The organism is Mycolicibacterium boenickei (assembly GCF_010731295.1).
Classification (GTDB): Bacteria; Actinomycetota; Actinomycetes; order Mycobacteriales; family Mycobacteriaceae; genus Mycobacterium; species Mycobacterium boenickei.
This window is the reverse complement of sequence record NZ_AP022579.1, coordinates 3,304,407-3,318,154: the sequence shown is the minus strand read 5'-3', so window position 1 is coordinate 3,318,154 and position 13,748 is coordinate 3,304,407. Positions and strand designations below refer to the sequence as shown.

The following is a 13,748-nucleotide window of genomic DNA, read 5'->3' as shown; positions in this document are numbered from 1 at the left end:
AGACGTTCTCCTCTACTGCGCCGGGTAGGCGACTGATTTCACCTCGGTGTACTGGCTGAAGCCCACGACCCCGTTCTGGCGCCCGACGCCGCTGTTCTTGTAGCCGCCGAACGGGGTGTCGGCGCCGTATCCCGCGGTGCCGTTGAGCCCGATGAACCCGGCGCGGAGCCGGCGTGCGACGGCCAGCGACCGGTCCAGCGAGCCGGACATGACGTTGCCGGCGAGTCCGTACGGGCTGTCGTTGGCGATTCGGACGGCGTCGTCTTCGTCCTCGTAGGGAATGACAACGAGGACCGGTCCGAAGATCTCCTCCTGGGCGATGGTCATCGAGTTGTCCACATCGGTGAAAAGGGTTGGGTTGACCCAGAATCCCTTGGTATACAGATCCGATGCCGTCGGCGCTTCCGTACTGCCGACGAGCATGGTGGCGCCTTCGTCGACGCCGGTCCTGATGTAGCCAAGGATGCGGGACTGCTGTTTGGCCGAGATGACCGGACCGCAGAGCGTTCCGGGATCCTGTGGATCACCGGGGGCGATGTTCTCGTAGATGGCCTTCAGGATCGCGACACCCTCGTCGTAGCGCGAGCGCGGCAACAGCATTCGGGTGGGAGCGGCGCAACCCTGCCCGGCGTGCAGCAACGGGCCGATACCGATCAAACATGCAGAATTGAAGGCTGCGTCCTCCAAATCCTCCAACACGATGGTGGCGGACTTGCCGCCCAGCTCGAGAAACAGCCGCTTCATGGTCGCGGCACCTTTCTCCATGATCCGCTTGCCCACGGCCGTGGAGCCGGTGAACGAGATCATGTCGACCTTCGGCGACAGCGTCAGTTCTTCGCCGACCAGGTGGTCCGACGCCGTCACGACATTCACCACACCCGCTGGGATATCGGTGTTCTCGGCGATGAGCCGGCCGAGCCGGGTGGCGTTGAACGGTGTATCGGGCGCGGGTTTGAGCACCACTGTGTTGCCCGCAGCCAACGCCTGCCCAAGCTTGTTGACGGCCACCTCGAACGGGAAGTTCCACGGCACGATGGCACCGACCACACCGACCGGCTCGTGCCACACCTTGCGGGTGGTGTTCACCCCGGTGACGGATACCACCGTGTCGCCGAGATCGGTTTCCCACGGGAATGTCTCGATCAGCCGGGCCGGGTATTTGAGGCCGTCGGCGAGCGGGGCGTCGAGTTGCGGTCCGTGCGTCACCGCACGCGGGGCGCCGACCTCGCAGATGAGCTCCTCGCGCAGCTCCTCCACCTCGCGTTCGAGGGCCTCGTGCAGTTGTTCGAGGCACCGCTTGCGGAGTTGATGGTCGGTCGACCAGGCAGTGTCGTCGAATGACCGGCGGGCCGCGTCGATGGCCCGGTTCATGTCCGCCTTCGATGCGTCCGAGACCTCCCCCAGCACGTCTTCATTGGCCGGGTTGATGTTGGTGAACGTGCCGGCCTCGCCGTCGACGAGCTTGCCGTCGATCAGCATTCTCGATTCGAAGTGGACTCTTGACTGCTCAGCCATGGCCCGGGTTCTCCCCTCGTAGTGCGCCGAACCGCGGGATCCCCATCATCAGCCGGGTCATCTGGTGCAAGCCCGCCGTGGGCAGCAAGCGGTTGGCGATCAACAACATTCGTGCGTCCGGGCCGACAGCGGCCTTGACGAACGGCCGTCGGCTGTCGAGGGCTCTGGCCAGGCCCGAGGCGAACTTCTCGGGGGGCCGAGCGGCGCTCTTCATCATGGCCCGCCCCCGCTTGTCCATCGTGCGGTGATGCCGGGCATAGGGTCCGTCCAGGTCGCGGACGTCTGTCGTGCCCGCGTCGGTGATGATCTCCGTGTCATAGGTCCCGGTGACCAGAATCGTGACGCCGATCCCGAACGGGGCGACCTCCCCCGCCATCGATTCGCCCCACCTTTCCAGCGCCCCCTTGACCGCCGAATACGGTGCGGTTGCCGGCATTCCGCGTACACCGGCAGCACTGGAGATCAGCACGATGCGGCCCCGCCCAGCCTCTCGCATCGATGGCAGCAGCGCCTTGGTGAGCATCACCGGGCCGAAGACGTTGGTCGCGAACATCCGCTCCCACAGGTCTGGCGGCGTCTCTTCGACCATTCCCGCCGCCGAGATCCCGGCGTTGTGCACCACCGCATGTGGCGCGCCGACGGTTTCGGTGATGCTCTTCGCCGCCGCGGCGATCGATGCGGCGTCGGTGAGGTCGAGCTGGATACCGATGAGCCGCTCGTCGTCCTCGGCGGCTCCCGTCGCCGCCCGCAGCAGTGCCATTCCCCGATCCGGCGAACGCATCGCAGCCGCCACGCGCCACCCCTCGCGATACAGGCGCGTGGCGGATGCGAAGCCGAGCCCACGGGACGCGCCCGTGATGAGGACTGTCCGGGGCTCAGCCATTCTGGTTCCCCGTCGCGCACCGGTTGCTCTTCGACCCCAACTCGACGTCGGTGTTGCGGGCCGGGCCCTGCTGCCAGGTGGACCACTTGCCTACCGAATAGGGTCCCTCGGCTCCGTTCGCCCGGTAATAGCCCTGCGGGTCATAGATCTTCGCTTCGGGATACGGCCACGGACATGCCACCGAGGTGGCCAGCCCGCTGGCCTTGATCGCCCAGAACCAGCCGCCGTAGGCGAAGTACGACACGTTGATGATCGCGAACATCACCAGGAATGTGCCGAGCACGGGCTTCGACGGAAAGAGCCTCGCCTTCGCAGCGAGCTTCTCCGCCACCGATTTTCCCGTGTCGTCCCGGTACACCAGAATCGCCGCCGGGACCATCACGAAGGTCACCGACAGGGACTCCCAGATCAGCGGGAACTGAAAGGTGCTGCCGGGGAACAGCGTTCCGAACGGAATCGCCTGCGAGTAGATGTACAGCCCGGTGCGGACCAGGCTGACCTCGAGGATGGCGTCGAAGATGAAACCGATGACCAGTACCAGCGCGCCCAGGCTGATCAGCGGGTGCCGGGTGACGAACGCCTCCGGACCGTGTTTGGCCTGCAGCTTGCGCAGAATCCAGATCCCCGGGAAGTACGGCCCGAAGTAGAACAGCACGTAGCCGAAGACGATGAACGGTTCCACCGTCGGCGACATCATGACGAGGTACCAATTCTCCGGCCAGTGCAACAGCATCGGGTTGTAGACCGCGTACGGCGACCAGTTCATGATCGGGTCCTGCCAGACGATCAGCGTCGTGCACAGCACCATGAGCAGCACCGGGCTACCGGGGTTCTTACGCCAGCCGACGATGAACATGACGGTGAACACCACGACGATGATCACCGCGCCCACCTGCGGAATGATCTGCCAGCTGTCGAACGCGGTCAGGAACCCGACGGGACGTGGTCGGCCCTCGACGTTCGGATTGGCCACCCGCGGGTCGACGTCCGTACGCCCGACCGCGACGAACAGGCCGAGAAAACCGAGCCACGCGAGCAGTGCGATCATCCGGCCCCAGTTCGGGCCCTTGCGCACCGGCCGCTGCACCCGCGTATCGGGTGGTAGCGATTCCTGTGTGGTCATGTCACTCCTCCCCGAAGCGATCGACCAGGCGCGAATTGATGCCGTCCGCATCGAGCGTCCGGGCGACCAGGTAGCCCGATCCCATCCATGCCCTCCGGGTCCACTTCCCGAGGGACACCCGGGTTCCGGGCGCACCGGAAGCGGCCGGCATCATCTTCACGCGCTCGAGCGCCTCCTTGACCCCGCGCGGACTCAGCGGATGGGCATCGGTGAAGGCACGCACCAGCGTCGCGGCGACGTCGTGGTTGACCACCGTCACGCAGTACTCGGGACGACTTCCGTTGTACCGCTTGGCGTATCTATCCATCCAGGCCTGTCCGACGGGGTTGCCCTCGTCGTACTGATCGACCCCGATCCAGCCGAGGAACGCATTCCACATGATCGGGTTCACCCAGGCGTTCTGGAACGCGGTGGTGGTGAAGCGCGGCGGATCCCAGTTGACGGCCTCAAGCGCCGGGTTGATGAAGACGATGCCGAAACCGAACCCGAGATGCACGATCGCCTCGGCCTTGGCTTCGTGCAGTGTGCTGACCGCGGCGTTGATGTCCTGGGCGGTCTGCGCGATCGCCGCTTCGGCGACGATCCGAATACCCTTGCGGGCACATGCGGTTCGCAGATTCTTCAGATAGCTGTCGCCGATGAGGTTCTGCTCCACGAGCACACCGATGTCGGTCAGCCCTCGCTTCGCGACGAGATCCGCCAGAAAGATCGGTTCGTCCGTCATCGATCCCTGCGGGAAGGCGAACGTCCACTCGCCGAGCCAATCGTCGGTTCCCGTGACGCTGATCGCCGGCACCTTGAAGCGCTCTTCGATCGCTTCCCGCAGCGGCACGCAGTTGTCGGTGATGTTCGGCCCGAACACCACCAGGCAGCCCTCGTCGACGAGCTCGCCGTAGGCGTCGATCACGGCCTTCACCGAACCCTTCGGCAGCCCTTCCACCTCGCGGTAGATCATCTGCACCGGCCGGTCCATCAACCCTTGCTCGACGGCCTCTTCGAACACCAGGTCAAACGTCCGGGTGAACGAGGCCCGCAGTTCTTCCGGGAACCCGGGCGGCAACGTGAAGTCCATCAGGTAGCCGACCTTGATGGGCTCCGCAGTGCTCTCGTACGACATCTGACCTCCATGATGCGGCGTCCATCGCAGGGACCACCGGGGTCGACCTAATATTTGTTCTGAACGTAACGGGGCTGGCCCACCGCGTCAATCACCGGCTGCCGATTCGCCCAGGTAGACATCGATCAGCTCGTGCAGACCGCGGCTCACCGCAACGTCATCGGTCAACGGCCCGGCGATCGCCACCCTGGCCGCCACGGCGACGGGCAGGCCTTCGGCTATCAGCCGCCCGGCCGCGATCAGCACGCGGGTCGAGGCGACTTCACGCATGCCGCTGGTCTCCAGCCGCCGGATGGCCTGTCCGAACCGCACCAACTCGGCGGCCGTGCGCTGATCCACCCCCGCCTCGTGGGTGATGATGCCCTCTTCGACGTCGGGGGCCGGGAAACCGAACTCGATGGCCACCATTCGCTGCCGGGTGGAGTCCTTGAGGTCCTTGAGGACACTTTGGTAGCCCGGGTTGTACGACATCACCAGGCCGAACCCCGGCGCCGCGTCCAGCGTGATGCCCAGGCGCTCGATCGGCAGCTGGCGGCGGTAGTCGGCGAGTGGGTGCAACACCACCGTGGTGTCCTGGCGGGCTTCGACCACCTCGTCCAGGTAGCAGATCGCCCCCTCGCGCACTGCGCGGGTGAGCGGCCCGTCCACCCAGACGGTCTCGTCACCCCGGAGCAGGTACCGACCGACAAGGTCGGCGGTGGTCAGGTCATCATGACAGGCGACGGTGATCAGTGGCCGACCGAGGTCGTGAGCCATCGCCTCGACGAAACGCGTCTTGCCACACCCGGTCGGCCCCTTGAGGACAAGCGAAAGACCTTGGCGATACGCCGCCTTGAAAACGGTCTCTTCATTGCCGACGGGCTTGTAGTAGGGACGCTCACTCAAGGCCTGCGAACTGGCACCGTTCTGGTGAGCGAGCCCGGACTCGTTGACCATCGACACACCTTTCGTCGTATCCGCAACGCTGCGGTACTCCACGAGCCTAACGCGGAACAGATGTTTGTTTCAACCGTTTCCCGCCACGGCTGGCATCCACCGTCGACTCCAATGGCATTCCGGGACTTGACATCACGACACCCGGCGCCGAACCTCTCCGGAGCGGATCGCCGAGCGGAACATCGGGCCGATGACACCGGCGAGCTGATCGGGACCGGAGATGGTGGCGTGGGCGGTACTACCGAACACCCGGCGCAGCGACTCCACATCGGTACTGGCACCGATGGTCAGGCACACGGCGCCGGTACCTCGGCGCCGCGCCTCGGTCAGGGCGCGTCGCGCATCGGCGGCGCCGTACGCCCGCTCGTATCCGTGGTCGTAGGCCAGCCCGTCGGACAGCACCACCAGCAGTCGCCGCGAGGTGCCACCGCGCTCCTCCAACACCGCCGAGCCGTGCCTGATCGCCGCCCCGAGTCTCGAATACGAGCCTGGCTCAAGGCTGTTCAACCGCCGGATCACCTGCGCATCCAGATGGTCGTCGAACCGCTTGACCGGAACCATGGTCACCGCCGACCGGCCCTGGGAATAGTAGGCGTACAAGGACACCCGGTCGCCCAGATCGTGCAACGCCGCCATCAGGTGGGCGACCGCCGTGCGCTGCTGCTGGTGCACCGTACGGCCGACGGTGCCCGGCTCCGCGGTCGAGCCGGAGACATCGAGCAACAGCAGGACCGACAGGTCCCGCCGGCGCCGCAGACTGTCCAGGTACACAGCCTCGTCAGGGACCGATCCGGCCCGGACTTCCACGCGGGCCTCCAGCGCGGCGTCGATGTCGATGTCGTCGCCCTGCGGTTGGCGGTGGCGCCGATGCAGCCCCATGCCGAGGCGCGCCAACGGACGGCGCACGCTGATCGCATCCTCGATCTGCTGGGTGGCGTACGGCTTGATCTGCGGATCAGCCTCGCGAACCGTGCACCAGTCGAGCCGGTACACCTTGCGCTCGGCGTTCCATTCCGGGTACTTCACCCCTTCGGTCTTGATGTCGACGACTTCCTCCGAAGGGGTGGTGGCCAACGACGAGACCGCGTGCACCCCACGCTTCGTCGAATTGGTGCGGTGGGTCGGCGAGTCGGCACCGGGCGGCCCCCCGCCGTTGCCCCCCGTCTTGCGTGCCGAGGACAACAGCTTCTTGAGCCATTTTCCGATCGCCCCGCCGCCGCCGACCGGGCTGGAGAACAGATCGGGGTCATCGGAATCATCGATGTCGTTGTCGTCGAGTTCCTCAAGGTCCTGGTCACCTTGCCGCCGCGGGATATGGCCGACCGAGTGTTCATCCGCGGGCCTGGCCGCCGCGCATGCCGCCAGTACCTTCTTGGCGCGGATCACCCCGAACGCCGCCGGAGGGTCGGTCACCACGTCGCGGCCGCGGGCGAGCTCCAGGGACGCCGCCGGCGTGTCAGTGCGCTCACCCATGCTCCGGTCAACCAGGGCAGCAAGGGAATTCGGCAACAGGGTGCGATTGGCCAACAAGGCTCGATGGCCTTCGATCGCAAGGTAGCGCTTGGCCAGGCGACGATGGCGAACGAGTGCGCCGATCACCTCGGGGTCCAGGCTGCCTGCGGCGATCAGCGACGCCTGAACCGCCACCGACTCAAGCCGCGCGGGTGCCGGCGCAGCCGGGTCGACGAACACCGTCTCGCCGTCCGTCCACGGTCCGGTACCCGCATCGACGGCAGCCACCGCGACTGGGCGTGCCGCCAGCGCCGAGGCCAGCATGCCCAACCCGGAGAATCGATCCTTGCCACCGCCGTCCGACACCTGACACCCCCGCACCACTCGCACGCGTTGACCAAATATCTGTTCCACCGTAGAGTTCGGTCCCACCGGAGTCAATCGAACGAGCCGGCAACATCAACTGGCAAGGGCGGCAATGTGATCGACTTCAATACCCAGGTAGCCATCGTGACCGGCGCCGGGCGCGGTCTTGGCCGGGTTTACGCGCTCGAACTGGCACGGCTCGGGGCCGCTGTCGTGGTGAACGACCTGGGCGGCACGATGGCGGGCCAGGGCTCGGACGCCGCAGTGGCCGACCAGGTGGTAGAGGAGATCACGGCGGCCGGCGGCACCGCGGTCGCGTCCTACGACTCGGTCGACACCCCAGAGGGCGGTGCGGCGATCGTCCGCACCGCGGTCGAACGGTTCGGTCGGCTCGACGCCGTCGTGAGCAACGCCGGCATCTTCAACAGCATCCCCTTCGACGAACTGACCCCCGAGGATTGGCGACGCATGCTGAGCGTCCACCTCGACGGCGGCTTCTACCTGGCCCAGCCCGCGTACCGGGTGATGAAGAGCCAGGGCTACGGCCGATTCGTCTTCATCGCATCGTCGGCGGGAATGTTCGGTCAGCACCTGGAGGCGCATTACGCGGCCGCCAAGGCCGGCCTGGTCGGGCTCACCAACGTGATCGCCCTCGAGGGAGCTCCGCACGGCATCCTCGCCAACACCGTCCTGCCGTTCGGCATCTCCCGAATGGTCAGCGAGACCCTCGGCGACCCGAAAGTCCTTGAAGACAACGGATTCTTCAACGCGATCCGACCGGAACTCGTCGCACCGCTGGTGGTGTACCTGGCCAGCCGCGACTGCACGCTCAGCCACCAGAACTTCTCGGCCTGCGCGGGTCGATTCGCCCGCGTCTTCATCGGTTTGAGCGAGGGCTGGATGGCGCCGCCGGGCAGCACCCCCAGCGCTGACGACGTCGCCACCCGCCTCTCGGAAATCGCTGCGACAGAGCCGTTCACGATTCCGGGGTCGATCTACGACGAGGTGTTCGCGGTGACCGAACGGCTCGGCGTCACCACGTGAGCCCGGCCCGGCGTGATGAGCGGCCCGTCCGGCGCAACCTTCGTGAGGTCGGACGCAGCTGATCTACCGGCGCATTCGGCGGTCCGGGATACCCGGTGCACCAGCGCCGTTCTGGTAGCCTCTAACCAAATATTGGGTCAGACACCCAAATCGTATGACGGGAGCCAGCAATCATCGTGGAGCCGCTGTGGGCCGTCCCCAGGTAACGCCTGGGGAGCGCAAGACGCTCAAGCGCACCCCAGGTCGCGCAGCTGATGTCGGTGCCGCAGCCGAGGACCGCACGCGCCGCACCGAGATCCTCGAGACTGCCGCGTCGCTGATCGCCACGTCGGGCCTCCGTACCTCCCTGCAAGAGATCGCGGATTCGGCCGGCATACTTCCCGGCAGTCTGTACCACCATTTCGAATCGAAGGAAGCGATCCTGGTGGAGCTGCTCGAGCGGTATCACGAGGATCTCGACCGCATCGCCGAGCACGCGCAGACCCGGCTGGACGGTCCCGATCCGGCGTCGCCGTTCGACCGCATCGCCGCCCTTGGCTCGGATATCGCGCGCTGCGCTGTCGCCCACCGCGCGGCACTGCAGATGTCGTTCTACGAGAGCCCGAGCTCCAACCCCGACCTCGTCGCGCTGGCGCAGCGCCGGCCGACGGCGACGCTGGATGCCATGCAGCAGACCCTGCGGGCCGCCCGCTGGGCCGGTTACCTGCGCTCCGACGTCGACCTGGCCGTTCTGGCCGACCGGATCTGCCAGTCCATGCTGCAGGTCGGCCTCGATGTGATGCGCCACAACGCCGCACCGGAGAAGGTTGCCACCCTGCTGTGCCGGATTCTCCTGGAAGGCTTGTCGACCGGTCACCCCACCGACGCCGAACTCGATGCGTCCGTCCCGTTCGCGGCAGCCGATGCCGTGGTCCGCAGCTGGATCGAGGAGGCCCGGTCCGAGGCCGACGACAAGACCGCGCACATCCGGGCCGTGGCGCGGGCCGAGTTCGGCCGCCGCGGCTACGAGAGCACGACCGTGCGGGACATCGCCTCCGCAGCGGGCATGGGTACCGGCACGGTCTACCGGCTCATCGGGTCGAAGGACGAACTGCTCGCGGCGATCATGCAGTCTTTCGGCGAGAAGATCGCGGTGGGCTGGACAGAGGTCCTCGGGTCCCAGGGCACGACGGTCGAGAAACTCGACGCGCTCAGCTGGATCCACACCAACGCGCTCGACCAGTTCGGAGACGAATTCCGCATCCAACTGGCCTGGATGCGTCAGTCGCCCCCGGACACACCCAACCCCGGGTGGTTGTTCACCAAGCGTGTCAAGCAGGTGAAATCGCTTCTCGCCGATGGGATCAAGGCCGGCGAGATCAGCATCGACAGCCCGTCGAACGAAATGCTGGCCCGGTCGGTGATCGGGGTCGGCTGGATACCCGAGAACATCCTGCGAGAGCTGGGCACGCGCGCATCACAGATTCACGTCCGCGACACCAGCCTGCGCGGTGTGGTCGCGCGCTAGTCGAAAACAAACCGCGGCAACGTATTCGGGATATCGAGCGAGCTCAACAGGCCGGCAGGGGCATCGACGACGTAGGGAATCGCGTTGACCACCCGCATCGCGGTGGCGGCCATCGCGGCCCGCCCGGCACCGTGGCCTTCGTCCTCCCCCAGGTTCATCGCGCAGTGGATGTCAGGGTCACCCCCGATGTCCACCCGGTAGGTGGCGTCGAATTCCGACGCCGGCCAGTCGGGCGCGACGTCGCGTGACATCCGGATGACGTGTTCGATGACGATGGCCTCGCGCCCGTTCACCACGCCGGCCGCACGCGTGCAGACGGCTCCGCACGTCCCCGCGGCGATCGTGCCGAACGCCACCTCGATGTCGCGCTCGGTGATCCGCCGGTCCAGGGAGCCGCGAATCTCGGACACCTCGGCCCCGAGCGCATCGGCCATCAGGTGAATCGGCGCCTTCCACGCCATCTCGATGAATCCCGGTGTCTTGAGCATCGGTTCGAATTCCAGCTCGCGGCCGAATCCCATCCCGTCCATCATCACATCGGCCACCGGATAGTGGTCATTGAGGGACACCTCGGTAACCGTGATGCGGTCGATCTTCTTGGACTGTGTCGCCAGCGTGAGCGCCAGCTGATCTGAACCGAACCCGGGAAAGACTCCCGACGCGAAGAACGACGAATCGCCCGCCTTCGCCGCCACCTCCATTTGGTCGCGCCACTCAACGGAGTAGTAGGCGGGCGGGTACACAAGCCCGGTCGATGTCGTTGACACCACGTTGATCCCGGCGTTCAGCAGACGCAGATAGTCCGGCACCGCGCCGCCGTCACGGTCTGGCCCACTCGCCGCGTACACCACGCAGTCGGGGGCCAACTCGATCAGGGCGTCGGCGTCGTTGGTCGCTTGCACGCCGAGCGCGGCGCGCCCGGCCAACACGCCCGCGTCCTGTCCCACCTTCGCCGCCGAGTGCACCCAGACGCCGGCCAGTTCGAGATCCGGACGCCCGGCGATCGCGTCGATCGCTATCGATCCGACGCCGCCCGTCGACCAGACGACGATTCGCAAAGGTCTCGGCACCGAGTACTCCTCACTGTGCTGTTCGAGCAGGTCCGCCCGCATGCTCGACGGCGACCCCAGAGCAGCAGCAGTGCCAGCCGCTCATCGGCCGGCTGGCGGTGCGTGCCCTTCTGCACAACGGAGGCGTATCGGCGCTGCAGAGGTCAGGCGTCGGGATGTGCGCCGCACGCATGTCGAATCGCAGCGCGAACATCACGCCGACCATAACCTAAGTTTTGTTCCGCGTCACCCAAAAGTCGCGAGCAGACGCAAAACTGCCCAACTTCCGTGGAAATTGGGCGGTTTTGCGTCTGCTCGGCGGAAGAACTCAGCGCCGCGGCAAGCCGAGCACCTGGGTGGCGATGATGTTGCGCTGGATCTCGGAAGTCCCACCGGCGATGGTGCCGCCGAAACTCCTGGCGTAGCGCTCGAACCAGCTCGCGAAGTAGTGGTCGAGGTTCATGTGCTCGTACGGACCCGAGGTGGTCGGATGGATCAACCCGTCCGGGCCGGCCGCGGTCAGCGCGTTCTCGAACGCGTTGCGCTCGGCTTCGGAGCCGAACAGCTTGAGCACCGACACCGACGCGGTGTCCGCCTCGCCGCGCGAGGCCTTGGCCAGCGCCGCAGATCCCATGGCGCGCAAGGCCTGATAGTCCATGATCGTGGTGGCGTACTGGTCACGTTCCAGTTCGGTCTTGGGCTGGAAGTCGGCCAGCATGTTGTCGATCCGGTCGGCGAAGCCGAGCCACATCATGGTGCGTTCGTGGCCCAGCGATCCGTTGGCCACTCCCCAACCGCCGTTGAGCGGACCGACCAGGTTCTCGGCGGGGACCCGGGCGTCGGTGAAGAAGACCTCGTTGAAGTCGAGGTTCTCCTCGCCCGTCATGTCGGCGAACGGCCGGCACACCACACCGGGCGTGTCGGTCGGGATGATGAGAACGCTGATTCCCTTGTGCTTGGGCGCATCCGGGTCGGTGCGTACGAAGGTCAGCAGGAAGTCCGCGTCGTGGGCACCCGACGTCCATACCTTCTGGCCGTTGACCACGAAGTGGTCGCCATCGAGCACGGCGCGGGTACGCAGCGACGCGAGGTCCGAGCCGGCGCTCGGCTCACTCATGCCGAGCGAGGCGGTCTTCTCACCGCGTAGCACCGGCACCGCCCAGCGGTGCTTCTGCTCGTCGGAACCGAACGTAAGCAGTGATGCCGCAATGATGTTGACGCCCTGCGGGTTGAAGCTGTGGTAGATCCGGCGCCGGCACAGTTCGTCGAGGTGGACGAAGGTCTGCACCACGGTGGCGTTGCGTCCGCCGAACTCGGGCGGCTGGGCCGGTAGCAGCCAGCCGTTGTCGAACAGCAAGCGCTGCCAGTCGCGGGCCCACTGCGGCATGTGCGACACCGATCGGGGCCGCTCCAGCGTCTGCGCCTCCGACGGCAGGTTGGCATCGAGGAACGCGGAGAACTCGGCGCGGAACTCCTCGACGTCGGAATCGTATGTGAGCTGCATTTACAGTCCCCTGTAGGTCGTGCGGTACTCGGCGGCGATCAGCGCGCGGTGCTCGGCGGCACCGCCCAGCAGCAGCTCGCCGGCCTTGGCCCGCTTGAGGGCGAACTGCACGTCGTTCTCCCAGGTGAATCCCATGGCTCCGAACAACTGCAGCCCGTGGCGGAACACCACCGCCTGACACTCCCCGGCCGCGGCCTTGGCCATCGCGGATGCCAGCCGCCTGCGCGGGTCGTCGGCGGCGATGGTCAGCGCAGCGAAGTACGAAAGGGCCCTGGCTCTTTCGATGGCGACGTGCATGTCGACAGCCTTGTGCTGCACGGCCTGGAACGACCCGATCGCCACACCGAACTGCTGGCGCTGTTTGACGTGTTCGAGGGCCAGATCGAGAACCCGTTGGCAGGCGCCGACCATCGTGATCGCCATCCCGGTCAGGGCCAGGTGGCGCGCCTTCTCGGTGTCCACATGAACACGGTCCGTGTCATCGACATGGACGTTGTCGAACGACACCTCGGCGAGGTGCAACACCGGATCGAACACCGCGCTGTGCTTGACGGAAACCTGACCCGAATCGACCAGGAACACGCCGCCGTCGGTCACCACCGCCAGGTTCTGCGCCCGGTCGCCGTCCAGGACGTGATGGGCGGTGCCGGTCAGCACCCAGCCGGCGGCGTCGCGGTTCGCGCCCACACCGCTGTACACGGCTGTGCCGGCCCTGGCGGGGTCGAAGCGGTCTCCGGCCAACGGTGCGTACTGCGTCATGGTCGCCAGGTACGGCGTCAGATCCGTGGCCCGGCCCAGTTCCTCGAGCACGATGGCCAGTTCCACCGCATTCTCCGAGTCGGTGAGCTCCGTCCAGCCCTGGTCGATGTAGCTCTGCCACAGCGGCGCCGGGTCGACACCCTGTTCGGCCACCTCGCGGACCAGCGTGGCCGGGCACTGCTTGGTCACCGCGTCGCGCACGGTTTCCTGCCATAGCCGCTGATCGGCATCGAATTCGAGTAGCAACCGCCGCCTCCTACCGCACTGTCACGTTCGAAAGGAGAATAGCATTCTCTTTCTGTGGCGTGACCTTCTCCTCTAGCAAGTACCGGTTCTCGGCAGTAACTCGCTGTGCAGGTGACCAGCACTGCCGCTTACCTGCGACAAAGCACCGCAGCCTTCTGAGAACTATGTTCTTGCCATAGAAGAATATGGATCTAGACTGGCTGTAAGATCCGGCGCAGCAGGCACGTCGTCATGAGCGCGTGCGCAG

11 protein-coding genes are annotated in these 13,748 nt (G+C 66.2%); 2 read left to right on the top strand and 9 right to left on the bottom strand.

The features are described 5' to 3' along the window. Positions 1 to 12 precede the first annotated feature (12 nt). The 6 genes from G6N57_RS15850 to G6N57_RS15825 all read right to left on the bottom strand — a co-directional run bounded on the left by G6N57_RS15850 (position 13) and on the right by G6N57_RS15825 (position 7,350). The gene (locus G6N57_RS15850; protein WP_077741508.1) at positions 13 to 1,515 is read right to left on the bottom strand and encodes an aldehyde dehydrogenase family protein; all 1,503 of its coding nucleotides are present in this window, start codon (positions 1,513 to 1,515) and stop codon (positions 13 to 15) included. Further along, entirely contained in the window at positions 1,508 to 2,398 is an 891-nt protein-coding gene (locus G6N57_RS15845) for an SDR family oxidoreductase (protein WP_077741509.1), read from the bottom strand. The genes G6N57_RS15850 and G6N57_RS15845 overlap by 8 nt, the downstream gene beginning before the upstream one ends. Next, the gene (locus tag G6N57_RS15840) at positions 2,391 to 3,521 is read right to left on the bottom strand and encodes a spirocyclase AveC family protein (protein ID WP_077741510.1); all 1,131 of its coding nucleotides are present in this window, start codon (positions 3,519 to 3,521) and stop codon (positions 2,391 to 2,393) included. The genes G6N57_RS15845 and G6N57_RS15840 overlap by 8 nt, the downstream gene beginning before the upstream one ends. Before the next feature lies 1 nt (position 3,522). Continuing rightward, positions 3,523 to 4,638: an ABC transporter substrate-binding protein gene (locus G6N57_RS15835; protein ID WP_077741511.1), complete on the bottom strand. Its 1,116-nt coding sequence runs from the start codon at positions 4,636 to 4,638 to the stop codon at positions 3,523 to 3,525. An 87-nt stretch (positions 4,639 to 4,725) separates the two neighbouring features. Then, positions 4,726 to 5,574, bottom strand: coding sequence for a CbbQ/NirQ/NorQ/GpvN family protein (locus G6N57_RS15830; RefSeq protein WP_077742065.1), 849 nt, complete (start codon positions 5,572 to 5,574; stop codon positions 4,726 to 4,728). A 132-nt stretch (positions 5,575 to 5,706) separates the two neighbouring features. Continuing rightward, entirely contained in the window at positions 5,707 to 7,350 is a 1,644-nt protein-coding gene (locus G6N57_RS15825; RefSeq protein ID WP_407665987.1) for a nitric oxide reductase activation protein NorD, read from the bottom strand. A 156-nt stretch (positions 7,351 to 7,506) separates the two neighbouring features. On the opposite strand from G6N57_RS15825, the gene G6N57_RS15820 reads away from it, so the two are divergent. Together G6N57_RS15820 and G6N57_RS15815 are read left to right on the top strand one after the other, a co-directional pair. Beyond that, entirely contained in the window at positions 7,507 to 8,436 is a 930-nt protein-coding gene (locus G6N57_RS15820; RefSeq protein ID WP_077741513.1) for an SDR family NAD(P)-dependent oxidoreductase, read from the top strand. Positions 8,437 to 8,623: 187 nt separating this feature from the next. Next, on the top strand, positions 8,624 to 9,943 hold the full coding sequence (locus G6N57_RS15815; RefSeq protein ID WP_077741514.1) for a TetR/AcrR family transcriptional regulator: 1,320 nt from the start codon (positions 8,624 to 8,626) through the stop codon (positions 9,941 to 9,943). On the opposite strand, the gene G6N57_RS15810 is transcribed toward G6N57_RS15815, so the two are convergent. The 3 genes from G6N57_RS15810 to G6N57_RS15800 form a co-directional block, all read right to left on the bottom strand. After that, positions 9,940 to 11,013 (bottom strand): NAD(P)H-dependent amine dehydrogenase family protein, encoded by a 1,074-nt coding sequence (locus G6N57_RS15810; protein WP_097926202.1) that lies wholly within the window; start codon positions 11,011 to 11,013, stop codon positions 9,940 to 9,942. The two genes, G6N57_RS15815 and G6N57_RS15810, sit on opposite strands and share 4 nt — an antisense overlap. 307 nt (positions 11,014 to 11,320) lie before the next feature. After that, positions 11,321 to 12,496: an acyl-CoA dehydrogenase family protein gene (locus G6N57_RS15805; RefSeq protein WP_036448664.1), complete on the bottom strand. Its 1,176-nt coding sequence runs from the start codon at positions 12,494 to 12,496 to the stop codon at positions 11,321 to 11,323. Next, positions 12,497 to 13,501 (bottom strand): acyl-CoA dehydrogenase family protein, encoded by a 1,005-nt coding sequence (locus G6N57_RS15800; RefSeq protein ID WP_077741516.1) that lies wholly within the window; start codon positions 13,499 to 13,501, stop codon positions 12,497 to 12,499. Positions 13,502 to 13,748 lie beyond the last annotated feature (247 nt).

What these genes read in the sequence shown, in the direction of transcription:
- G6N57_RS15840 (WP_077741510.1), bottom strand. Translation starts at nt 3,521, where the DNA reads ATGACCACACAGGAATCGCTACCACCCGATACGCGGGTGCAGCGGCCG.
- G6N57_RS15825 (WP_407665987.1), bottom strand. Translation starts at nt 7,350, where the DNA reads ATGCTGGCCTCGGCGCTGGCGGCACGCCCAGTCGCGGTGGCTGCCGTC.
- G6N57_RS15845 (WP_077741509.1), bottom strand. Translation starts at nt 2,398, where the DNA reads ATGGCTGAGCCCCGGACAGTCCTCATCACGGGCGCGTCCCGTGGGCTC.
- G6N57_RS15830 (WP_077742065.1), bottom strand. Translation starts at nt 5,574, where the DNA reads ATGGTCAACGAGTCCGGGCTCGCTCACCAGAACGGTGCCAGTTCGCAG.
- G6N57_RS15805 (WP_036448664.1), bottom strand. Translation starts at nt 12,496, where the DNA reads ATGCAGCTCACATACGATTCCGACGTCGAGGAGTTCCGCGCCGAGTTC.
- G6N57_RS15835 (WP_077741511.1), bottom strand. Translation starts at nt 4,638, where the DNA reads ATGTCGTACGAGAGCACTGCGGAGCCCATCAAGGTCGGCTACCTGATG.
- G6N57_RS15850 (WP_077741508.1), bottom strand. Translation starts at nt 1,515, where the DNA reads ATGGCTGAGCAGTCAAGAGTCCACTTCGAATCGAGAATGCTGATCGAC.